The following is a 21,236-nucleotide window of genomic DNA, read 5'->3' as shown; positions in this document are numbered from 1 at the left end:
GGCTGAGTCCCGTGCAATACAGGACTCAGCCCTTGGGCGCCTAGCCTTTAACTGTCCAACTTTGCGGGGTCAGTTCACTTGGCACGGCCTCGATCCGGAACCGATTGCCGACGACACGGCCCGGCGGCGATGACCGCGCTGCCGGGCCGCATCGCGACGCGCTGGCGTCAAGCCTCCACCGGTTCGCCCAGCGGCCCGGCGTCGCGATCTACCATGCGGCGCGGCGAATCGGCGAGCCCCTTCGCCAGCTCCAGCGCCTGCCGCTCGAACAGCCGGCGATAGATGCCGCCGTCGATGCGGATCAGCGCATCGTGATTGCCTTCCTCGATCACCTTGCCGCGATCGAGCACCAGCAGCCGGTCGAGCGCGCGCACGGTCGACAGCCGGTGCGCGACGACGAGCGTCGTGCGGCCGACCATCAGCCGCTCCATCGCCTGCTGGATCAGCAGCTCGCTTTCGCTGTCGAGGCTCGACGTCGCTTCGTCGAGGATCAGGATCGGCGCATCGGCGAGGAACGCGCGCGCGATCGCGACGCGCTGGCGCTCGCCGCCCGACAGCTTGATCCCGCGTTCGCCGACGAGCGTGTCGTAGCCGTCCGGCAGCGCGGCGATGAAGTCGTGCGCGCTGGCCAGCCGCGCGGCGCGCTCGATGTCGGCGCGGCTCGCGCCGGGGCGCGCATACGCGATGTTCTCCGCGAGCGTGCGGTGGAACAGCACGGGCTCCTGCTGGACGATCGCGATCTGGCTGCGCAGCGAATCCTGCCGCACCTGCGCGATGTCCTGCCCGTCGATCGTGATGCGGCCGCCCGACACGTCGTACAGGCGCTGGATCAGCTTGATGAACGTCGTCTTGCCCGACCCCGAATGGCCGACGAGGCCCACGCGTTCGCCGGGTGCGATCCGCATCGAGAAATCGTCGTACAGCGGCACCGGGTGGTTGCCGTAGCGGAACGTCACGTGCTCGAAGCGGATCTCGCCCCGATCGATGCGGATGGCCGGCGCGCCGGGGCGATCGTCGATGCCGAGCGGCTGCCGTTCGAGCGCGACGAGTTCTTCCATGTCGTTCACCGAGCGCTGCAGGTTGCGGATGTGCATGCCGACGTCGCGCAGATAGCCCTGCAGCATGAAGAACATCGTCAGCGCGAACGCGATGTCGCCGACGCTCGCCTCGTCGTTCATCCACAGACGCAGCGCGACGCCGATCATCGCGGCCTGCATCGCGACGAGCATCGCACCCTGCAGCCCGCCGTTGAACGTGCCGCGCACCCACGTGCGGCGCGTGCGCTGCCGCCATTTGCCGATCACGCGCGCGAGCCGCGCTTCCTCGCGCGTTTCCGCGCCGAACGCCTTGACGACCGCGTTGCAGCTCACGGCGTCGGCGAGCGCGCCGCCCATGCGCGTATCCCACAGATTGCCGAGCCGGGCGGCCGGCGCGACGATGCCGAGCGACACCGCGACCGTCACCGCGATGTACAGCAGCGACCCCGCGCCGACGACGAGCCCCATCACGGGCCAGTGCGTGCCGAGCAGCACGGTCGCGCCGACCAGCATCGTGACCGACGGCAGCAGCGCGATCAGCACGGTGTCGTTGAGCAGGTCGAGCGCCCAGATCCCGCGCGTGATCTTGCGTACGGTCGAGCCCGCGAAGCTGTTCGCGTGCCAGTCGGTGGAGAAGCGCTGCACGCGGTGGAACGACGCGGCGGCGATCTCGCTCATCATCTTCAGCGTGAGCGTGATGATGTTCAGGTAGACGCCCTGGCGCAGCACGGTCGCGCCGATGCCGAGCGCGGCCAGCGTGCCGAACGCGGCGAGGGCCGAATGCCACGCGGCGGCGCGGTCGGTCAGGCCGGCCGACAGCGCGTCGACGAGGCGGCCGGCGAACAGCGGCGTGAGGACGTCGGCGAGCGCGGCGAGCAGCGCGAGGCTCGCGACCGCGGCGATGCGCGCCGGCTGCTTGCGCCAGTAACGGACGGTGAAGCCGAAGACGGCCTGGAATGCGTGGCCGCCCAGATGGGAGGTTTTTCTGGTCATGTATCGTTGCCCGGCGCATCGCGCGACGGGACTTTCCGGTTCGGAGAACGTCGAAAACGCAACAGCCGGGCCGCGCGAAACACGCGGGCGGAACGAAACGGGCTGTCGGGAAAAGCGCGGCTGACGGGTTAGCGGAAAACTCGGGAGCCGGCGCGGACGGCGGGCTGGATCAGCTGCGCCGTGGGACCACGTTCGGGAAGGTTGCTGGCATTCGGAACATCTGCACCTCCCTGAAGTGAACGGTTGAAAGGACGCCGAAAAAAGACGTGTCGCGATTTTATCAGGAGTGTCGCGCGCGCCGCAACGTCTGACGAATGCGGCGTTGCGGCGTCGATACGGTTAGTATTCGGGGTTTTGGCCCCTTTTCGCGTACGTTGCGCGATGGCGGGCACGGGGCCGGCAGGCGCATCGATTACACTTGCGCGTCCGCGGCGCGCGACGATGCGGCCCGCACAGATTCACTCCGAACCATTCCCGAGGAAACGATGAGCGACGTTCAGCAAGGCATCCTGGCTCCGATCGATACGGCAGCCCGATACCTCACTTTCACGATGTCGAATGACGGCAATATCGCGGCGGCGCTGGCCGCGCTGCGCGAGATCGCCGACGGACGCGACACGGTCGTCGGCTTCGGGCACGCGCTGGCTGCCTATCTCGGGCACCCGGTGCCGGGACTCACCGAGTACCCCGCGTTCTCCGTGAACGACCGCACGCTGCCGATCACGCCGGCCGACGTGTGGGTGTGGCTGCGCTCGGACGACCGCGGCGAGATCGTGCTGCGCGCGCGGGCGATCGAACGCGCGCTGGCGCCGGCGTTCGTGCTGCAGGACGCCGTCGACGGCTTCCGCTATTCGAACGATCGCGACCTGTCCGGCTACGAGGACGGCACCGAGAATCCGGAAGGCGATGACGCGGTGGCCGCGGCGATCGTGACGGGGCAGGGCGCGGGGCTCGACGGCTCGAGCTTCGTCGCGGTGCAGCAGTGGGTGCACGACTTCGACCAGATGGAGCGCATCCCGTCGGGCGAGATGGACGACATCATCGGGCGCCGCCGTTCGGACAACGAGGAACTCGACGACGCGCCCGAATTCGCGCACGTGAAGCGCACCGCGCAGGAAAGCTTCGCGCCCGAGGCGTTCATGCTGCGCCGTTCGTCGCCGTGGTCGGACACGCGCCGGGCGGGCCTCTACTTCGTCGCGTTCGGCTGCTCGTTCCGCGCATTCGACGTGCAGATGCGCCGGATGAGCGGCGCGGAAGACGGGATCGTCGATGGCCTGTTCCGCTTCACGCGGCCGCTGACGGGCGCGTATTTCTGGTGCCCGCCGATGAAGGACGGCAAGCTGGATCTGTCCGCGCTCGGACTGTAAGCGTCGGGCGGGATCGACGAACGGGCGGGTCGCGCTGGATGCGCGGCCCGCCCGTTCCGTTTTTCAAGCGTTCGAGCGCCGTGCGTGAGTGCCTGCGGCGTGCGTCGGTGCGTCAGTGCGTCAGTTCAACGTCGTCTCGATCCGCGTGCCGCGCTTGATGAACTGCGTCACGGGGGTTTTCTCGCAGATCTCCGCGAGACGCTGGCGTTGCGCGTCGTCGAGCGGGCCGTCGAGCGTCACGACGCGGCGCACGTACTGCACGCCTTCGCGATCGGCATGCAGCTCGGTGCGCACCGCGATGCGCGCGGCCGGCCACGTCTTGCGCTGCATGTACATGCGCAGCGTCGCGGCCGTGCATTGCGCGAGCCCGGCCAGGACGAACTCGTACGGCGCCGGCCCGCGATCCTGGCCGCCTTCGCGCGGTGCCTCGTCGCCGGTCAGCGCATGCGTGCCGGCCTGCAACTGGACGACGTAGTCGGGTGCGTCGGCATCGAGGACGGCGGCGGCGTGGATGAGCGACATGGCAAGTCTCCGGTAAGCGGATCGAGGAAAGAAGGCGCCGTGTGGCGGCGTGCAGCCGCCAGCATACCTTCCCGGTCGAGCACGCGTGCGCAGCGCGCGATGCGTCGGCGATGCCGGCGCTGCCGCCCACGCACGCGACGATGCGTTCGCGCACCCGCTGATGCGCTCGGTCGGTGTCGCGTGACTCGTGCCAGTACGCGAGCAGCGGGAATGGATCGTCGAAATGCGCGCGCAGCGGGTTGAGCGCATGCGTGACGGCCGGTTGCGTGACGTGCGGCGCGCGGGCGGCGTGGTGAAGGACCGATCGATTCCAACGGATGCGCGGGCAACGGATGCGCCCGTCGGCGTGCGACGCGATCGCACGCGTTCGATGCACGTCGATGCCGTTCGCGCCGATACGCGAGCGTTCGCTTTGCCGATGCACGACGCCATCGGACACACTCGTCATTGAACATGGCGGCTGCAATAATCGGCCGCATCGCATACGCGTTTCAGTGTCGGCATACCAGCGGCGCGCGGCAGCCTGTAGTAATCCGCCATCATGCTGTCCCCGTCGGCCATTTCGCGCCAAAGGCGCTACCCGTTCGGCTAAGATGCCGTCGCTTCATATTTCGGGATAGCCGTCCTGTCGCACGCATTCAAACCAAATATAAGCCTGACAGTTCGACGGTATTAGAAGAAGTCGAACAAGTCGGGGGCTTGGCCAGTGAATGCAGCAGATCAGCGGTGGGTCATCATCTATTTGAGCACGGGGTTTTCGTTGGCCCAGGCCGCGCGTCTTGGCGAGGCCTTCAACCTGGCGAATCGCCTGCATGGGTACGGCGTGGATTACCAGCTCAAGTACGTATCCGAAAGCGGGGGACTGTTGCAGTCGTCGTCCGGCGTGAGAATCGCGGCCGATCCGCTCGGCGACGAACACAGCCGCCGTGCGCTCGCGTTCTTTCATCTTCATGGCGAGCGCGCGGCCGTCAACTGGGACGACGCATTGCAGCGGCGCCTGGCCGACATTCGCCAGCAGGCGCGCTGGATCGTCGACGCGATGGATCTGCCCGCGCTCGCCGCCACGCGGCGGCCGCCGGCGTCGGTCGACGGGCGGCCGGGCAGGGCCGGGCACCGCGTTACCACGACGATCGAATCGCCGGCCGGCGAGACCGACGTGTTCGCCGCCGCGCTCGACATGTTCCGCGCCGACCTCGGCGACGGCGCCGCGCAGGAAATCGCCAGCAACATGGCGCGGCCGGTCGAGCAGCGCTACGTGCAGTCGATGTGGGCGTTCCGCGAACTGAGCGCGAGCCCGTCGATCCGGATGTCCGCGCAGCGGTTGCGCGCGCAGAGCGTGAACCGCATCTCGGTCGCGGACGCCGCGCAGGCGGCCGCGATGAGCGAGCGCAATTTCCTGCGGCGCTTCAAGAAGGAAATCGGCGTGACGCCGACCGAGTTCGTCCAGCACGTGCGGCTCGAACGGGCGTGCCACATGCTGATCCATACGACGCTGCCGGCCGACAAGGTCGCGCGGCGCACCGGGTTCGGCAGCGGCGAGCGGCTCGCGAAGCTGTTTCGCCAGCGCCTGCTGATGTCGCCGACCGAATATCGCGTCGCCGAGCGGGAAAAAATCCTCGCGCACCGCGCGGCGTCGCCCGTTTCGTATGACGGGCACGCCGCCGCGTGTTGCGACGGCGACGGGGCGAATTGCGACGCGTGCGCGACCGCGCGCGGGAAAACGGGACGGATACCCGTAGAATCGTCGTGTCGCGACCTCGATTCCCGGTTTCCATGCCCTTCCTCCCCTCTACCGCCACCGCCCCTTTCTGCCCGTCGGAAGTAAAGGGCAGCATCACGATCGACGCCGCCGCGCCGCGCTGGCAGAAGCTCAGGCGTTTCTTCGGCCCCGGCTTGCTGGTCGCGATCGGCTACATGGACCCCGGCAACTGGGCGACCGATATCCAGGCCGGCTCGCAGTTCGGCTATTCGCTGCTGTGGGTCGTCGCGTTCTCGAGCATCGCGGCGATCTTCCTGCAGATGCTCGCGGCGCGGCTCGGCCTCGTCGCGGGCAAGGATCTCGCGCAGGCGAGCTACGACCGCTACGGCCGGTTCGGCCGCGTCGTGCAGTGGATGACCGCCGAAGTGTCGATCATCGCGTGCGACATCGCGGAAGTGCTCGGCTGCGCGCTCGCGTTCAAGCTGCTGCTCGGCGTGCCGCTCGCGTGGGGCGTCGTGCTGACCGCGCTCGACACCGTGATCGTGCTCGGCCTGCAGGGCAAGGGGTTCCGGCAGATCGAGGCGATCGTGCTCGGGCTGATCGCGACGATGGCGTTCTGCTTCGTCGCGCAGGTGGCGATCACGCCGCCCGACTGGCATGCGGTGGTCGGCGGGCTCGTGCCGGGCGATCCCGGCCACGACCGCAAGGATGCGATCGTGCTCGCGCTCGGCATCGTCGGCGCGACGATCATGCCGCACAACCTGTACCTGCATTCGTCGGTCGTGCAGACGCGGCACGTCGTCGGCGGCACGCGCGGCGTGATCCGCGACACGCTCGCGCTCGTGCGCATCGATACCTGCGTGTCGCTGTTCGTCGCGATGCTCGTCAACGCGGCGATCCTCGTCGTCGCGGGCGCGGCATTCCATGCGACGGGCCAGCACAACGTGACCGACATCGAACAGGCATACCGGCTGATCACGCCGATCGCGGGCGGCGCGGCCGCGCTGCTGTTCGGCATCGCGCTGCTCGCGTCGGGGCAGAGCTCGACGCTGACCGGCACGATCGCCGGCCAGGTGATCATGGACGGTTTCCTGCATACGAAGATCCCGTGCTACCAGCGCCGGCTGATCACGCGCGGGCTCGCGCTCGTGCCGGCGCTGATCGGCGTGCTGTGGCTCGGCGACGGCTCGGTCGGGCAACTGCTCGTATGGAGCCAGGTGCTGCTGAGCCTGCAGTTGCCGTTCGCGATGTGGCCGCTGATCCGCTCGGTCAGCGATCGCCGCACGATGGGCGAACACGCGATCGGCCGCGGGATGCAGGTGCTCGCGTGGGCGCTGTTCGGCGTGATCACCGGCACGAACCTGCTGTTGATTACCGGTGTCGCGGGCTGATACAGCCTGTCACAGGCTGACACAGGTGCGCTGCGCGCATGCGGTAAACTGCGGCCTTTCGATCGTCTCCGAAGTCCGTCATGTGGAGTGAAATCAGCAACATCGGCGATGCCGCGCTGACCTTGCCGATCGCATTGACCTGCGCGGCGTGGCTCGCGCTGACCGACTGGCGACTCGCCGCCCGCTGGGGCCTGCTGCTGGCCGCCGGCATGGGGCTCGTCGGTGCCACGAAGATCCTGTACGCCGGATGCGGCATCGAGCTCGCGCAGTTCGATTTCCGCGTGATCAGCGGCCACACGATGCTGTCGACGTCCGTCTGGACGGTGGCGCTGTCGATGCTGTGGCAAGCGTTCCGGCCGGGCAAGGCGCCGGGCATCGCGGCCGGGCTGGCCGTCGGCGTGCTCACGGCCGTCGCGCGCGTGTTCGATCACTCGCATACCGTGCCGGAAGTCGCCGTCGGCTGGATGCTCGGCGCGCTGGTCGCGCTGGTGTTCCTGCGCGGCTACGACGGCGCGCGGCAGCGCACGTTCTCGCCGCGCGTCGCGGCGGTCTGCCTGTTGCTCGTGTCGGGTATCGCGTACGGGCACCGTGCGCCGTTCCAGCAGATGATCGACACGCATTCGCCGCAGCTCTGCGCGTTCGTGCGCGCGCCGTCGGGCGACGGCTTCTGACTTTCGGGCCACGGCGGGCGCTTCGGCGCCGCTTTCTTGCCGCCGGCGTTCGTCCGGCGCTTTCCGGCGGAGGGCACGATGCCTCGCCGCCGGTTCATCTTCCCGATTGCGTTCTCCTTGATGCGCAACCCAACGCCCGTCATGCCGATAATCGACTGGCACGGCTCGTGCGCGCGTCCGGCCGCGCCCGCCGCTTCGCGCATCGGCGCGGCGACGCGCCAGCCATGCACGGCGCTTATGACCGGGCATCACGAATATTCATTTCATCGATCGGCCGCGTTCGCGTACGCTGGCTGTCGTACCGGGCCGGTCCGGCGTGCGTCGCGCTTATCTCGATATACTCGCGCAAACGTGCGGTGCGCCGTCATGCCGGCGTACCGGTAACCGACGCACGTCGGCCGGCGGCGGCCCGGCAGGCACGAAAACCCCGTCGCGGCAGCGTTCCGCGACGACGATTCACGACAGGAGCAGGCCCATGACAATCGTTTCCCCGCGCCTCGCCGGCAAGTGCGCATACATCACGGGCGCTGCGGGCGGCCTCGGCCGCGCGATCGCGCGCCGGATGGTCGAGCACGGCGCGCGCGTGTTCGTCACCGACATCGCGGAAGCGGTGGTGCTCGATGCGTTCGCGCAGGAACTCAACGCGGGCCATGAGACGCCGGTCGCGTTCGCCGCGACCCAGGACGTGCGCGACGAAGCGCGCTGGCAGGCGCTGCTCACGCAGGCGGTCGATGCGATGGGCGGGCTGTCGGTGCTGGTCAACAACGCGGGCGTCGGCTCGATCGGCTCGCCCGCGCAAATCGAGCTGGACGAATGGCGGCGCGTGATGGCGATCAACGTCGAGAGCATCGTGCTCGGCTGCAAGCATGCGCTGTCGTATCTGGCCGAGAGCCACCCGGCGTCGATCATCAACATCTCGTCGGTCGCCGCGTTCAAGGTCGAACCGGATTTCACCGCGTACAACGCGTCGAAGGCGGCGGTCGCGTCGCTGACGAAATCGGTCGCGATCGACTGCGCGCGCCGCGAGATCGACGTGCGCTGCAATTCGATTCACCCGGCGTTCATCCGCACGGGAATCGTCGAGCCGCTGTTCCAGTCGCTCGGCGAACGCGACGCGACGCGCAAGCTCGCGCGCGGCATTCCGCTGCGCCGGCTCGGCGAGCCGGACGACGTCGCGCATGCGGCCGTCTATCTCGCGTCCGACGAGAGCCGCTTCGTGACGGCCGCCGAACTCGTGATCGACGGCGGCATGTGCGCGGTCTGACGCGCATCCCGAACCACAACGATTGGAGGAGAACAGCATGACGACACCCGTGAACCGCCAGCTGCTGCTGAAGACGCGCCCGGAAGGGCGGGTCGGCCGCGAACATTTTTCGCTCGTCGAGACGCCGGTGCCGGCGCTTGCCGACGGCGAGGTGCTCGTGCGCGTGCTGTATCTGTCGATGGACCCGACCAACCGCGTGTGGATGAGCGACGTGCCGCAGTACCTGCCGCCCGTCGCGATCGGCGAGGTGATGCGTGCGCTCGGTATCGGCCGCGTGGTCGCGTCGCGCAACGCGGGTTTCGCCGAAGGCGATCTCGTGCAGGGGCTCGTCGGATGGCAGGACTACGCGGTCGTGCCGGCCGGGCAGGCCGCGCAGCTCGTGAAGCTGCCCGCGCAGTCGGGCCTGCCGCTGCCGACGCTGCTCGGCGCGTGCGGGATGAGCGGGCTGACCGCGTACTACGGGCTGACCGACATCGCGCCGGTGCAGCCGGGCGAAACGCTCGTCGTGTCGGCGGCGGCCGGCTCGGTCGGCTCGATCGCGGGGCAGATCGGCAAGATTCACGGCGCGCGGGTGGTCGGCATCGCGGGCGGCGCGGACAAGTGCCGCTACCTGACCGAGACGCTCGGCTTCGACGCGGCCGTCGACTACAAGGCCGACGATTTCCGCCAGCAACTGAAGGCGGCGACGCCGGACGGCGTGCACGTGAACTTCGAGAACGTCGGCGGCGAGGTGATGCGCGCGGTGCTGTCGCGGATGGTGATCGGCGGGCGCGTCGCGCTGTGCGGCGTGATCTCGAACTACAACAGCGGCCGCGCGGCCGACGACGTCGGCGTGCTGATCTCGAAGCGGCTGACGATGCGCGGCTTCCTGATCCTCGACTACCGCAAGAGCCGCGAAGCCGTGCAGACGCTCGCGGGCTGGCTGCGCGACGGCCGGCTCAAGGCCGAGGAAACCGTGGCCGATGGGCTCGAAAACGCGCCCGACGTGCTGAACCGGCTGTTCGACGGCGACCATCGCGGCAAGCTCGTGCTGCGGGTCGACCCGGACGCGTGACGGGCGTGCAACGCCGCTCGCATCGGGCCGCGGGGCGATGTCGATTGCACTGAGTTCGATCAACCCGGCTGCAGTTTAGGACTTGTCCCATATATTGTCCCGGCCGCTCTCCCTAAAGTGATTGCCAGCAGACAGGCGGCGTGACCGACGCGTCACGCCGCCTGTTTTTCTGGTGACGCGGCAGAGGAGAGGAAACATGCGGAACAACGCGAAGCGGTCGGGATCGGCAGCGGCATCGCGCGCCGGGGGCGTACGGAGGACGGTGGTCGGGCTCGGTGTCGTACTCGCGATGTCGACTGCCATGTCGAACGCGATGGCAGCCGGGCAGCCCGCGCCGGATGGCGTCGTGCGATTCACCGGCTCGCTCGTCGATCTCTACGACGTGACGCTCGATGCCCCGGCGGGCGTGCTCGTCGACGCACGGGAGACGGCCAACGGCGAGGCAACGGCCACGCTCCGGTTCGATACGCACGGCCGGCGCCTGGCCGGTGCGCAGGTGGCGCTGGTCGGGCCCGACGGCGCGCCGTTCGCGCCGGACGGCGGCGCGGCGGTGCGCGCAACGTGGCGCGATGCGCACACCGGGCGAAGCGTGCGGCTGGCGCCGGGCCAGATTCAGCGCGTCGGCCCGTATGGCGGCGTGATGACGATTGCGGCGGATGAAGCAACGGGCGCCGTGGCGCCCGTCGTGATCCATATCGGTCATCCCTGAGCGGCGATCTCCGCCCGCATGCGGAGCACCGGCGGACGGACGCGGGTCATTCGCCGTGTTCGGCGCGTGCGTAGATGTCCCAGCTCGCCATGAACAGCGCGGCGACGAGCGGCCCGATCACGAAGCCGTTGATGCCGAACAGCGCCATTCCGCCGAGCGTCGAGATCAGCACGACCCAGTCGGGCATCTTCGTGTCCTTGCCGACGAGGATCGGGCGCAGCAGGTTGTCGACGAGGCCGATCACGCCGACGCAGAACGCGACGAGGATCACGCACTTCCAGACCGCGCCGATCATCAGGAAGTAGAGCGCGGCCGGCACCCACACGAGGCTCGCGCCGATCGCGGGCAACAGCGACAGGAATGCCATCAGCGCGCCCCACAGCACGACGCCCTCGATCCCGAGGATCCAGAAGATCAGGCCGCCGAGCGCGCCCTGCACGAGCGCGACCGCGATGTTGCCCTTCACGGTCGCGCGCACGACGGTCGTGAATTTCGCGAGCAGCAGGTTCTTGTGCTCTTCGTCGAGCGGCAGCGCGCGCCGCACGCGGCGGCCGATCTCGCCGCCGTCGCGTAGCAGGAAGAACACCATGTACAGCATCACGCCGAAGCTCACGACGAACTGGAACGTGTTCTGACCGATGCTGAGCGCCTGGGTGGCCGCGAACTGGCTGATCTGCGCGGCGCCGTCGGTCAGCTTCTTCTGGATGCCCGGGATGTTGGTCAGCCCGTATTTCTGCAGCAGGTTCTGGATCGACGTCGGCAGTGCGTGAATGATGTCGTGGAAGTACTGCGAATAGTTCGGCTGGGCGTCCTTGAGCTCCTGGTACACGTACGCGATTTCCTGCACGAGCGTGGCCGTGACGAACACGAGCGGCAGGATCACGATCAGGATGATCAGCGACATCGTGACGAGCGCGGCCAGATTGCGGCGCTTGCCGAAGCGCGCGGCCAGCCAGCGCTGCACGGGCTGGAACAGGATCGCGAGAATGGTGCCCCAGAAGACGGCGCCGGAGAACGGCGCGAGGATCCAGCAGAGTCCGACGGTAACCGCGAACAGCAGGAAATAGAAGAATTTTTGGTGATCGTGTCCGCTATCCATGGGTGCATTCGCGCAGATTGATGCGTGGTTTGATTGAATCTCGTTGCCCCGCGCGCGATCGGTTCGCGAACGTCACGGGTTCGCGGAGCAACGCGCCGCGGCCATCCGCGGGGCGGCCCATGCGGAGTATGCCCGCAAAGGTGCCGCCATCATAGCCGCTGCGTGACGCACATGCGAAAACGCCGCGGCCGGGGCCGCGGCGCTGCCGGGAAGCGAACGCGGCGCGAGGCCGCGTGCCGCGTCGTCAGATGTTGAGCTTGGTGACCTTCGTGCCGTTCACCGACAGGTCGCCCATCAGGCCTGCATTGGTCAGAATCAGCACTTCCACCGGGGCGGTGGCCGTGTTGGAGTCGACCGCACCGTTTGCGCCGACCTTCACGACCGCGACCGACGCGTCGGCGCCGGCCGACCAGCCGTCGGACTTGCGGAACGAGTCGAGCGCATCCTGCGTCATGAAGAGGAACACGACCGCCTTCGACTGCGCGCCGGCCTGCAGGCCGACCGACAGCGACGACGTGTTGTAGTAGCCGACGGTGCTGCCGCCGACGCGCAGCGCGCCGTTGCCGGACTGGGCGCCGACGATGAAGCCGGCTTGCAGCACGTTCGGGAACACGAGGACGCCGCGCGCCTTCGAGACGAGGTCGCGCGAACCCGGCACCGTCGAATACAGACGCGACAGCGTCGCGTTCACGCTGGCGTCGATCGATTGACGCTTGGACGCGCTGGCCGCGGCGGTATCGGGCTTGTCGGACGTGGTCGTGCAGCCGGCGAGGGCGAGGCTGCCGAGCATCACGGCGGCAGCGGCTTTCATGGCGAGGGACTTCTGCATGGCGATTCTCCTTCGTTGTCTGATGGATGACGGGCGGGGCGGGCGGCGGTGCACGCGGCCCCGTTCAACGGCGGGAAAGGAGCAGGCCCGCGACGAAGGCGAGGCCCGCGACGACGCCGGCGGTTTGCCACGGGTTCTCGTGCACGACCTGCGACACGCGCTCGGCCGAATCGCGCAGCCGGGCGGCCGCGCTGCCCGACGCGTAGTCGAGCGCGCCGCGCGCTTCATCGAGCCGGGCTTGCACGCGCTTGCGCAGCGCGGCGATATCGCCATCGCCATCGTTTTTCAGCAGATCTTCCAGTTCATCGACCAGCCCGCGCAGATCGTCGGTCACGTCGGCATGCAGATCGCGGGCAGCCGCGCGCGTCGTGCGGCCCACGCGCCGGCCGGTGCGGCGGATATCGGACAGGCCGCGGTCCAGCTTGTGTTCGATCGAGTCGGTAAGCGCCATGGTGTTTATCCTCCTTTGATTCCAGGCCCATTTTGAAGATAAGACGAATCCCAGCAACCCATGTGATTCACTTCCTCCCATTGAGTTTCGAGACAAATTTTCAATTCGTCGGCAGGATCGCCGGGAAAGCCCGCCGCGCGGGGCCGCGCAGCGGTTGAAAAAATTTCGCGTCTCGGGATGAAGCAGCGTGTCGAGCAGCAGGTCGCAGTGAAGGTCCGGTAAATATGGCGTCGCCACGGGCCTCAGGTAAATAGTGCCATTGCAGGCTGGATGCTGATGCAAATGCACTACTCGACGCCCGAGCGGTGCGCACGATTCGTGCCTGCTGGCGGTGGCGCGGCGCCCCGGTCCAGCGCGATGTCGATGACGAGGGGATCGTGATCTGACGAGCGGTATGCATCGGGTGCGTAATAAGCCGACCGCCGTGCGGCGGTTTTGTAATCGGGCACGGGTTGCAGCGCAACCGGTTCGTCCGCGTTGATGTGCCAGAACCGTACGGCCTTCACGCGCGCGTCGAGGGGCGGCGTGGCAAGCGCATGGTCGATATTGCCGGCCTCGCCGCGAAATACGTAGCTGTACGCAGCATCGCCGACGAAGCGGGCGACGAGGTTCGTGTAGCCGCGCGCTTCGAGCGTGCGAATCGGGTCTTCCTTCGCATAACTGTTCAGATCGCCGATCAGCAGCACGCCGCCGGCCGCATTGCCCGTCGGCGAGGTGGCGAGCCAGTCGGCGAGACGCGCGGCCGCCTGCGTGCGCGCCGCATTCCAGCAACCCTGCCCGTCGGACTGGTCGAGATCGACGCCGCTCGCATGCGGGCAGTTCTTCGACTTCAGGTGATTGACCGCGACCGTGAACGTGCGTGTGCCGTTGATGCGCCGGAACGTCTGCGCGAGCGGTGGGCGGTGGCGGCGGCCGAGCGAGACGGTGGCGGCGCGCCCGATCGGCTCGACCGCGCGGCTGTCGTACAGCAGCGCGACGGCGATTGCATCGCGGCCCAGCCGCGCGGTGCCGGGGGCGACCGCGCGCCAGCCGTCGCCGAGCTGCGCGGCGAGCCGACGGATGGCGCTCGCGTCGCCGTCGCCGTTGTTCGCGATCTCCATCAGCCCGATCACGTCGGCGCGCAGCGCGCGCAACGCCGCGACGATTTTCGCTTCCTGCCGCGCGAACGCGGCGGGCGTTTTCGCGCCGCGGTTGGCCGGCGCGTCGAATCCGCCGCCGTGGCCGTCGCCGTTGAAATAGTTGAAGACGTTGAACGACACGATGCGCACGTCGGCACCGGGATGCCGGGCCGGTGCCGCGGTACGCGGGTTCGCGGCGGCCTCGAATACGGGCGCCGCGCCGGCCACCGGTTGCAGCCGCCATGTGCCGTAGCGCAGCTCGAGCACGCCTTCGACACCGCGTACCGTGTAGCCCGCGCGCAGCGTGTTGGCGGCGCTCAGTGCGGGCGGCGGATAGCGGACGACCGCCGGGTCGCGGCGGTTCGAACCGTCGTCGAGCACGATGCGGTTCAGCGCGTTGGCCGCGGCGTGCGCGGCGGCGTCGGCCGGCGGCGCGACCTGGGTCGGCGCGCGCAGCCGGCCGTTGCTCAGCACGATGCTGCCGTAGCGGCCGAGTTCGTAGGTATCGCTGACCGTCAGCGTTTGCGGCAGGCGTACGCGCATGGCTTCGTGCGCGGCGAGGACGGCGGGCGACGCGACCGGCAGCGTGAGCACTGCCGGGGTGACCGTCTGCCCGCGCGCGCAGACGGCCACGTCGCCCGACAGCGTGAGTTGCGTCCGGCCGTATTTCTTGTCGATCTTGCCGGTGATATGCACGAGATCGCCGGGCGCCACGCGCGCGTTCGGTGCGTAGACGAACAGGCCTTCCGGGACGCCCGGCCGGTGTTGGCGTTGTGCGTCGGCCTGCTGGACGAAGAAGCCGCCCAGGCCGTCGGCGCCGCCGAACGCCGCGGTGACGACCGCTTCGATCGACGCCGTTTGCCCGGCGAGCGGCGACGGGCCGCCCGCGCGCCGGATTTCGGCAATCGCCGTGGCGGCGCCGCCGCAGCCGCTGCTGACGGGCAGCGCGGCGGCGGCCGGCCGGGCGAAGAGCGCCTTGGGCGGCATGACGGACAACACCACGAACAGCGCGACGGCAAACAGGGGAAGCGGGCGTGACATGAGACGGTCCACAGGATGAAAATCCGACAGTTCGGGACCGCATCTTGAAGGCAAAATGTCGGACCGCGGCCGAAATGGCCGTCCGGCCAGTGCCGGTTGGCCAACGATGCGGCAAGCCGCTTCGCGGCTGTTACGCTTTCGCACCGCGCGTCGTGTGCCGCTCGCCCGGCGCAGGCCGCCGCGCCCCGTCCCCCACAGGAGAAATCCATGTCTTACATGCTGTTGATTGTCGAACCGACCGAACAGCGCGCCGAGCGCACGCTCGACGAAGGTCAGGCGCTCTATGCGCGGATGGTCGAGTTCGCCGAGTCGCTGAAGGCGCGCGGCGTGCTGCGCGGCGTCGAGTCGCTCGAGCGCTCCGAGCGCGGCACGCGCGTGCAGGTGCGCGACGGCGAGACGCGCCTGCTCGACGGCCCGTTCGCCGAGGCGAAGGAGATGGTCGGCGGCTTCTTCCTCGTCGACGTCGACACGCGAGAGGAAGCGATCGAGATCGCACGCCAGTGCCCGGCCGCGCAATGGTGCACGGTCGAGGTGCGCGCGGTCGGCCCGTGCTTCCTGTAAGCGTCGCGACTCGGTATTTACCCTGATTTGTCGTGGCGCGTGTCGATCCGGCCGTCGTTCGGCCGTCGTCCGGGTAAGGCGCCGCGGAACGGGCGTCGCCTTCCACCGACGACAAGGAGTCAACGATGCGATTCATGATCATGATCCGGGCGAACGCCGTCAGCGAATCCGACGCGTTGCCGGACAACCGGCTGGTCGAGGCCATGACGGTCTATCACGAGGAACTCGCGAAAGCCGGCGTGCTGCTCGACGCCAACGGCCTGAGGCCGAGCGCCCATGGCTGGCGCGTGCGCTACGCGGGCGGCAAGGTCACGGTGATCGACGGCCCGTTCGCCGAGACGAAGGAGCTGATCGCCGGCTATACGCTGATCCAGGTGCGCTCGCGCGACGAGGCGCTCGAATGGACGCGCCGGTTTCCCGCGCCGTTCGGCGCCGAGCTCGATTGCGAGATCGAGGTGCGGCCGCTGTTCGAGCTCGACGACCTCACGCCGAGCGACGCGGTCGAGCGGTTCCGCGATCTCCACGTCGGCCGCAGCCACGCCTGAATCCAACCTCACCGGGAGCACCCGTCATGCACAAGATGGTTTTCATCAACCTGCCGGTAGCCGACCTGCCGCGCGCGAAGACGTTCTACCAGGCGCTCGGCTTCGAAGTCGTGCCGGCCTATACCAACGATCAGGCCGCCTGCATCAAGATCAGCGACGCGATCTTCGCGATGCTGCTCGTGCGGCCGTTTTTCCAGACCTTCACCGACAAGACCATCATCGATCCGGCCACGCACATCCAGGTGTTGTCGTGCCTGTCGTGCGACAGCCGTGCCGAAGTCGACGGGCTCGTCGCGAAGGCGCTGGCGGCCGGCGGGGCCGCGCCGCAGGCGCCGCGCGAGTACCCGAACATGTACGGCCACGGGTTCACCGATCCCGACGGCCACACGTGGGAGCTGATGGCCATGCCGCTGGAGGCGTCCGCCCAGGGGCAGGCGTCGTGACGCATGAGGCGACGCATCGTGCGATCGAGGCGGTCTGGCGAATCGAGGCGCCGAAGATCATCGCGCGCGCCGCGCGCGTGGTGCGCGACGTCGGCGTGGCCGAGGAACTGGCGCAGGACACGCTCGTCGCCGCGCTCGAGCACTGGCCCGTCGACGGCGTGCCCGACAACCCGGCCGCGTGGCTGATGACGGCCGTGAAGCGTCGCGCGCTCGACCGGGTCCGGCAGGAGTCGCTTCATGCGGCGAAGCGCGATCAGCTCGGTCACGAGATGGACGCGCTCGACGCGCATGTCGTCCCCGACATCGCGGACGCGCTCGCCGACGCGCGCGACGACGACATCGGCGACGATCTGCTGCGGCTGATCTTCACGTCGTGCCACCCGGTGCTGTCGACCGACGCGCGCGTCGCGCTGACGCTGCGGCTGCTCGGCGGGCTGACGACGGGCGAGATCGCGCGTGCGTTCCTGACGCCCGAGCCGACGATCGCGCAGCGGATCGTGCGCGCGAAGCGCACGCTCGCGGCGGCGCACGTGCCGTTCGAGGTGCCGGCCGCCGATGCGCGGCCCGCGCGGCTCGCGTCGGTGCTCGAAGTGATCTACCTCGTGTTCAACGAAGGCCATGCGGCGACGGCGGGCGACGACTGGATGCGTCCGGCGCTATGCGACGAGGCGTTGCGGCTCGGCCGCGTGCTGGCCGGGCTCGCGCCGGACGAAAGCGAAGTGCTCGGGCTCGTCGCGCTGATGGAACTGCAGGCGTCGCGCATGCACGCACGCATCGATGCGCAGGGCCGGCCCGTGCTGCTGCTCGACCAGGACCGCAGCCGCTGGGATCCGTTGCTGATCCGGCGCGGCCTCGCGGCGCTGGAGCGGGCGACGAAGCTCGGCGGCGTGCGCGGGCCGTATGCGCTGCAGGCCGCGCTCGCCGCGTGTCACGCGCGTGCGCGGCAGGCGGCGGACACGGACTGGGTGCAGATCGTCGCGCTGTACGACGCGCTTGCCGAAGTCGCGCCGTCGCCGGTCGTCGAGCTCAACCGCGCGGTGGCGGTGGGGATGGCATTCGGGCCGGCCGCGGCGCTCGAACTCGTCGACGTGCTGTGCGACGATCCGGCGCTCGCGCGCTATCACTGGCTGCCGAGCGTGCGCGGCGATCTGCTCGCGAAGCTCGGTCGCACCGACGAGGCCAAGCGGGAATTCCGCCGCGCGGCGGAACTCACGCGCAACGAGCGCGAGCGAGAATTGCTGCTCAAGCGCGCGATGGATGCGTGACGCCTGACGAGCGGGCGCGGTGCCACGCGCCGCGCAACGCCGTTTTCCTGGTACGCGCGCTCTGCCGCCATGCTATCGCCTGCATTGAAAAAGCCTATTGGGTGATGCGAACGCGAGCGCCTAGATTGAAGAGCACGATGCGCGCCCGGCGCGGCATCGTTCCCCACATATCTGATCGGCCCGGCGTCGCACGCGGCCGCGCCGACTCGAACGGAGGCGCAAATGGCTCAACTCAAGGGCAGCAAAACCGAAGCCAACCTGAAGGCCGCATTCGCGGGCGAATCGCAGGCGAACCGGCGCTATCTGTATTTCGCTTCGAAGGCCGACGTCGAGGGGCAGAACGACGTCGCCGCGCTGTTCCGCTCGACCGCCGAAGGCGAAACCGGCCATGCGCACGGCCACCTCGAATATCTCGAAGCAGTCGGCGATCCGGCGACGGGCTTGCCGTTCGGTTCGTCGCGGCTGAACCTCGAATCGGCGATCGCCGGCGAAACGCACGAATACACCGACATGTATCCGGGCATGGCGAAGGCGGCGCGCGAAGAAGGCTTCGACGAAATCGCGAACTGGTTCGAGACGCTCGCGAAGGCCGAACGCAGTCACGCGAACCGCTATACGAAGGCGCTGGACGCACTCGTCGACTGACGCGGCCCCCTGCAAGGCCGCACGGCCCGGTCGGAAAATTTCGCTGGCCGGCGGCCGTGCGCCGCTCGCTGCCCGCACTACACGGGCGGCGCGTCCGCGCGCATGCGCGCCACGCTGGAGGGCCCCATGCCCCACAAGGAAGGCAGTCTCGAAGCGCCGACCCGGCATCCACTCGACTGGCAGTCCGAAGCATTCTACGACCAGGCCGCGATCGACGCCGAAATGACGCGCGTATTCGACATCTGCGCCGGCTGCCGGCGCTGCGTGTCGCTGTGCGGCGCGTTTCCGGCGCTGTTCGATCTGGTCGACGACACGCCGACGGGTGACGTCGAGGAAGTGCCGAAGGCCGCGTTCGGCAAGGTCGTCGACCAGTGCTACCTGTGCGACCTCTGCTACATGACGAAATGCCCGTACGTGCCGCCGCATGCATGGAACGTCGATTTCCCGCACCTGATGCTGCGCGGCAAGGCGGCGCGTTACAAGCGCGGCGAAGCGACGCTGCGCGACAAGGTGCTGTCGAATACCGATGCGCTCGGCCATTTCGCGGGCATTCCGGTCGTCACGCAGGCGGTCAACGCGGTGAACCGCACGCCGCCCGCGCGCCATGCGCTCGAAGCGGCGCTCGGCGTCGATCGCGACGCGTGGCTGCCGGAATTCGCACCGCGCAAGTTCCGGCGCGCCGCTCGGCGCTCGGACGGCCCGCCGGTGCGCGACGGCGAGCGTACGCCCGGCAAGGTCGCGATCTACGCGACGTGCTACGTGAATTTCAACGAGCCGGGGATCGGCCACGACCTGCTCGCGATCCTCGCGCACAACGAGATCCCGTACGAGCTTGTCACGCGCGAAGCCTGCTGCGGGATGCCGTTGCTCGAGCAGGGCAATCTCGACGGCGTCGCCGCGAAGAAGGCGGTGAACATTCCGGTGCTCGAGCGCTATGCGCGCGAAGGCTATGCGCTGATCGGCGCGATCCCGAGCTGCGTGCTGATGTACAAGAGCGAGCTGCCGCTGATGTTCCCCGGCGACGCAGCCGTGCGCGCGGTGGCCGACGCGTTCTGGGATCCGTTCGAATACGTGATCGCGCGGCATCGCGACGGGCTGCTGAAGACCGATTTCAAGACGGGCCTCGGCACTGTGTCGTATCACGTGCCGTGCCATGCGCGCGTGCAGAACATCGGCCGCAAGACGGCCGATGCACTGTCGCTCGTGCCCGACACGCGCGTGAACGTCGTCGAGCGCTGCTCGGGCCACGCGGGCACGTTCGGCGTGAAGAAGGCATTCCATGCGGACGCGATGCGGATCGGTGCGCCCGTGTTCAAGGCGATGGCCGAGCCTCGGCCGGATGTCGTGTCGTCCGACTGCGCGCTCGCCGGCCATCACATCGTGCAGGGCATCGACGAGAGCGGGGTGCCGCCGGCGCCGCTCGCGCATCCGCTGACGCTGCTGCGCCGCGCGTACGGCGTCTGAGCCGCCGGCCATCCACGAGGACACCCATGACGCTGACCCGCGACTCCCTGCTGACGCTCGAAGCGTACGCGAAGATCCGCAAGGCCGAACACGCGCGGCTCGTCGCGTACAAGCGCCGCCGCGCGGTGGCGCTCGGCAACCACCTGCGTTTCCTGTTCGAGGACGAGACGACGATCCGCTACCAGATCCAGGAGATGCTGCACATCGAGAAGATCTTCGACGAGGCCGGCATCGAAGCCGAGCTCGACGCGTATCTGCCGCTGGTGCCCGACGGCACCAACCTGAAGGCGACGATGCAGATCGAGTACGAGCACGAGATCGAACGGCGCGCGGCGCTCGCGCGGCTGATCGGAGTCGAGGATCGCGTCTACCTGCGGGTCGACGGGCACGGGAGCGTCTACGCGATCGCCGACGAGGATCTCGAGCGCGACAACGCCGAGAAGACGTCGGCCGTGCACTTCGTCCGCTTCGAGTTCGATGTGCCGATGCGCGCGGCGCTCAAGGGCGGGGCGGCGCTGTCGATCGGATGCGATCACCCGGCCTATACGATGCCGGCGCAGCGTGTCGACGCGGACGTGGCCGCGTCGCTGGCCGGCGATCTGCGCTAGCGCCACCGCCACTGTCGCGCGCTGTTCACCACGCCGGCTTCCTCCTTTCCGTTCCGGCCTGCAACGGCCGCGCCACATGCCGCGCGGCGCGGCCGCTTGCCGGTCCCCGCGAAGATGTAACAAGCGTGACGGATTTGCATGCGGGGACACATTGGTCGCGCTACGTCAGCGTATTTTCATTACCCGCAGAGAAACAATAAAGAGATTGTGCGGAGAGATAATTTGATTCAACGCAAATTGAATGATTTACCGATCCGTGAATATCTTGTTACGAATTTTCCCCTGATTTACCGATTTCCCGAAGTAATCCCGGAGATTGTTGCCGATCGGGGTCGGATCAGACGGTAACAGCCGGTTCGACGGCATTCTTCAGACGCTGAGGCGCCCCGCCAGACGGGCCTTTGCAGCGATCGGCATAAAGATCCCGCAAAAAAATTCAAGCGTAAATGGATTGCTCGCC

20 protein-coding genes and 1 pseudogene are annotated in these 21,236 nt (G+C 68.4%); 14 read left to right on the top strand and 7 right to left on the bottom strand.

Annotated elements, in window-relative coordinates; genetic code table 11:
• Window positions 1-167: 167 nt before the first annotated feature.
• On the bottom strand, window positions 168-2,030 hold the full coding sequence (locus C5F75_RS26170) for an ABC transporter ATP-binding protein (RefSeq protein ID WP_059573760.1): 1,863 nt from the start codon (window positions 2,028-2,030) through the stop codon (window positions 168-170).
• A gap of 485 nt (window positions 2,031-2,515) precedes the next feature.
• Here C5F75_RS26170 and C5F75_RS26160 point away from each other — a divergent pair, with 485 nt between their 5' ends.
• Window positions 2,516-3,397 carry a Dyp-type peroxidase gene (locus C5F75_RS26160; protein ID WP_059573761.1) on the top strand — a complete coding sequence of 294 codons (882 nt, stop codon included), beginning with the start codon at window positions 2,516-2,518 and terminating at the stop codon, window positions 3,395-3,397.
• Window positions 3,398-3,517: 120 nt separating this feature from the next.
• Here C5F75_RS26160 and C5F75_RS26155 read toward each other — a convergent pair whose 3' ends face one another.
• Window positions 3,518-3,919 (bottom strand): OsmC family protein, encoded by a 402-nt coding sequence (locus C5F75_RS26155; protein ID WP_006487795.1) that lies wholly within the window; start codon window positions 3,917-3,919, stop codon window positions 3,518-3,520.
• A gap of 211 nt (window positions 3,920-4,130) precedes the next feature.
• A pseudogene (locus C5F75_RS37690) lies at window positions 4,131-4,208 on the bottom strand (helix-turn-helix domain-containing protein); the annotation flags it as partial.
• A gap of 471 nt (window positions 4,209-4,679) precedes the next feature.
• On the opposite strand from C5F75_RS37690, the gene C5F75_RS26140 reads away from it, so the two are divergent.
• The 6 genes from C5F75_RS26140 to C5F75_RS26110 all read left to right on the top strand — a co-directional run bounded on the left by C5F75_RS26140 (window position 4,680) and on the right by C5F75_RS26110 (window position 10,707).
• Window positions 4,680-5,744, top strand: coding sequence for a helix-turn-helix domain-containing protein (locus tag C5F75_RS26140; protein ID WP_059573763.1), 1,065 nt, complete (start codon window positions 4,680-4,682; stop codon window positions 5,742-5,744).
• Entirely contained in the window at window positions 5,693-7,009 is a 1,317-nt protein-coding gene (locus C5F75_RS26135) for an Nramp family divalent metal transporter (RefSeq protein WP_059573764.1), read from the top strand. Before C5F75_RS26140 ends, C5F75_RS26135 begins: the two co-directional genes overlap by 52 nt.
• Before the next feature lie 80 nt (window positions 7,010-7,089).
• On the top strand, window positions 7,090-7,680 hold the full coding sequence (locus tag C5F75_RS26130; RefSeq protein WP_059573765.1) for a phosphatase PAP2 family protein: 591 nt from the start codon (window positions 7,090-7,092) through the stop codon (window positions 7,678-7,680).
• Between the two features lie 475 nt (window positions 7,681-8,155).
• On the top strand, window positions 8,156-8,944 hold the full coding sequence (locus tag C5F75_RS26120) for an SDR family oxidoreductase (protein ID WP_059573766.1): 789 nt from the start codon (window positions 8,156-8,158) through the stop codon (window positions 8,942-8,944).
• 37 nt (window positions 8,945-8,981) lie between these two features.
• Complete coding sequence (locus C5F75_RS26115) at window positions 8,982-9,998, top strand: NADP-dependent oxidoreductase (protein ID WP_059573779.1); 1,017 nt, start codon at window positions 8,982-8,984, stop codon at window positions 9,996-9,998.
• Window positions 9,999-10,194: 196 nt separating this feature from the next.
• Window positions 10,195-10,707: a hypothetical protein gene (locus C5F75_RS26110; RefSeq protein ID WP_059573767.1), complete on the top strand. Its 513-nt coding sequence runs from the start codon at window positions 10,195-10,197 to the stop codon at window positions 10,705-10,707.
• 46 nt (window positions 10,708-10,753) lie between these two features.
• Here C5F75_RS26110 and C5F75_RS26105 read toward each other — a convergent pair whose 3' ends face one another.
• The 4 genes from C5F75_RS26105 to C5F75_RS26090 all read right to left on the bottom strand — a co-directional run bounded on the left by C5F75_RS26105 (window position 10,754) and on the right by C5F75_RS26090 (window position 15,245).
• Entirely contained in the window at window positions 10,754-11,806 is a 1,053-nt protein-coding gene (locus tag C5F75_RS26105) for an AI-2E family transporter (RefSeq protein WP_059573768.1), read from the bottom strand.
• Window positions 11,807-12,050: 244 nt separating this feature from the next.
• Window positions 12,051-12,635, bottom strand: a complete 585-nt coding sequence (locus C5F75_RS26100) for a BPSL1445 family SYLF domain-containing lipoprotein (RefSeq protein WP_059573769.1) — start codon at window positions 12,633-12,635, stop codon at window positions 12,051-12,053.
• Between the two features lie 64 nt (window positions 12,636-12,699).
• Complete coding sequence (locus C5F75_RS26095; protein WP_059573770.1) at window positions 12,700-13,086, bottom strand: DUF883 family protein; 387 nt, start codon at window positions 13,084-13,086, stop codon at window positions 12,700-12,702.
• Window positions 13,087-13,373: 287 nt separating this feature from the next.
• A complete protein-coding gene (locus C5F75_RS26090) occupies window positions 13,374-15,245 on the bottom strand; it encodes an ExeM/NucH family extracellular endonuclease (RefSeq protein WP_059573771.1) in 1,872 nt (623 codons plus the stop codon).
• A 207-nt stretch (window positions 15,246-15,452) separates the two neighbouring features.
• On the opposite strand from C5F75_RS26090, the gene C5F75_RS26085 reads away from it, so the two are divergent.
• The 7 genes from C5F75_RS26085 (at window position 15,453) to C5F75_RS26055 (ending at window position 20,776) form a co-directional block, all read left to right on the top strand.
• Entirely contained in the window at window positions 15,453-15,806 is a 354-nt protein-coding gene (locus C5F75_RS26085) for a YciI family protein (protein WP_059573772.1), read from the top strand.
• 125 nt (window positions 15,807-15,931) lie between these two features.
• Entirely contained in the window at window positions 15,932-16,351 is a 420-nt protein-coding gene (locus C5F75_RS26080) for a YciI family protein (protein ID WP_104012877.1), read from the top strand.
• A gap of 26 nt (window positions 16,352-16,377) precedes the next feature.
• Entirely contained in the window at window positions 16,378-16,794 is a 417-nt protein-coding gene (locus C5F75_RS26075) for a VOC family protein (protein ID WP_059573774.1), read from the top strand.
• The gene (locus tag C5F75_RS26070; RefSeq protein WP_104012876.1) at window positions 16,791-18,059 is read left to right on the top strand and encodes an RNA polymerase sigma factor; all 1,269 of its coding nucleotides are present in this window, start codon (window positions 16,791-16,793) and stop codon (window positions 18,057-18,059) included. The genes C5F75_RS26075 and C5F75_RS26070 overlap by 4 nt, the downstream gene beginning before the upstream one ends.
• A gap of 222 nt (window positions 18,060-18,281) precedes the next feature.
• Complete coding sequence (locus tag C5F75_RS26065) at window positions 18,282-18,704, top strand: rubrerythrin family protein (protein WP_059583052.1); 423 nt, start codon at window positions 18,282-18,284, stop codon at window positions 18,702-18,704.
• 126 nt (window positions 18,705-18,830) lie between these two features.
• Window positions 18,831-20,168 (top strand): heterodisulfide reductase-related iron-sulfur binding cluster, encoded by a 1,338-nt coding sequence (locus tag C5F75_RS26060; protein WP_059583049.1) that lies wholly within the window; start codon window positions 18,831-18,833, stop codon window positions 20,166-20,168.
• A gap of 26 nt (window positions 20,169-20,194) precedes the next feature.
• The gene (locus C5F75_RS26055) at window positions 20,195-20,776 is read left to right on the top strand and encodes a DUF3501 family protein (protein ID WP_059583047.1); all 582 of its coding nucleotides are present in this window, start codon (window positions 20,195-20,197) and stop codon (window positions 20,774-20,776) included.
• Window positions 20,777-21,236 lie beyond the last annotated feature (460 nt).

Origin of the sequence: Burkholderia anthinoferrum, from assembly GCF_002925705.1 — a bacterium.
In the GTDB taxonomy this organism is placed as follows: domain Bacteria; phylum Pseudomonadota; class Gammaproteobacteria; order Burkholderiales; family Burkholderiaceae; genus Burkholderia; species Burkholderia semiarida.
Note: the sequence above shows the minus strand (reverse complement) of the source record. Positions and strands in the feature narration are given on the sequence as shown.

Excerpts from the sequence above, each read along its gene's own strand:
- C5F75_RS26090 (WP_059573771.1), bottom strand. The coding sequence starts at position 15,245 with ATGTCACGCCCGCTTCCCCTGTTTGCCGTCGCGCTGTTCGTGGTGTTG.
- C5F75_RS26095 (WP_059573770.1), bottom strand. The coding sequence starts at position 13,086 with ATGGCGCTTACCGACTCGATCGAACACAAGCTGGACCGCGGCCTGTCC.
- C5F75_RS26065 (WP_059583052.1), top strand. The coding sequence starts at position 18,282 with ATGGCTCAACTCAAGGGCAGCAAAACCGAAGCCAACCTGAAGGCCGCA.
- C5F75_RS26085 (WP_059573772.1), top strand. The coding sequence starts at position 15,453 with ATGTCTTACATGCTGTTGATTGTCGAACCGACCGAACAGCGCGCCGAG.
- C5F75_RS26080 (WP_104012877.1), top strand. The coding sequence starts at position 15,932 with ATGCGATTCATGATCATGATCCGGGCGAACGCCGTCAGCGAATCCGAC.
- C5F75_RS26055 (WP_059583047.1), top strand. The coding sequence starts at position 20,195 with ATGACGCTGACCCGCGACTCCCTGCTGACGCTCGAAGCGTACGCGAAG.
- C5F75_RS26110 (WP_059573767.1), top strand. The coding sequence starts at position 10,195 with ATGCGGAACAACGCGAAGCGGTCGGGATCGGCAGCGGCATCGCGCGCC.
- C5F75_RS26105 (WP_059573768.1), bottom strand. The coding sequence starts at position 11,806 with ATGGATAGCGGACACGATCACCAAAAATTCTTCTATTTCCTGCTGTTC.
- C5F75_RS26060 (WP_059583049.1), top strand. The coding sequence starts at position 18,831 with ATGCCCCACAAGGAAGGCAGTCTCGAAGCGCCGACCCGGCATCCACTC.
- C5F75_RS26075 (WP_059573774.1), top strand. The coding sequence starts at position 16,378 with ATGCACAAGATGGTTTTCATCAACCTGCCGGTAGCCGACCTGCCGCGC.
- C5F75_RS26135 (WP_059573764.1), top strand. The coding sequence starts at position 5,693 with ATGCCCTTCCTCCCCTCTACCGCCACCGCCCCTTTCTGCCCGTCGGAA.
- C5F75_RS26115 (WP_059573779.1), top strand. The coding sequence starts at position 8,982 with ATGACGACACCCGTGAACCGCCAGCTGCTGCTGAAGACGCGCCCGGAA.
- C5F75_RS26160 (WP_059573761.1), top strand. The coding sequence starts at position 2,516 with ATGAGCGACGTTCAGCAAGGCATCCTGGCTCCGATCGATACGGCAGCC.
- C5F75_RS26170 (WP_059573760.1), bottom strand. The coding sequence starts at position 2,030 with ATGACCAGAAAAACCTCCCATCTGGGCGGCCACGCATTCCAGGCCGTC.
- C5F75_RS26120 (WP_059573766.1), top strand. The coding sequence starts at position 8,156 with ATGACAATCGTTTCCCCGCGCCTCGCCGGCAAGTGCGCATACATCACG.
- C5F75_RS26100 (WP_059573769.1), bottom strand. The coding sequence starts at position 12,635 with ATGCAGAAGTCCCTCGCCATGAAAGCCGCTGCCGCCGTGATGCTCGGC.
- C5F75_RS26155 (WP_006487795.1), bottom strand. The coding sequence starts at position 3,919 with ATGTCGCTCATCCACGCCGCCGCCGTCCTCGATGCCGACGCACCCGAC.
- C5F75_RS26130 (WP_059573765.1), top strand. The coding sequence starts at position 7,090 with ATGTGGAGTGAAATCAGCAACATCGGCGATGCCGCGCTGACCTTGCCG.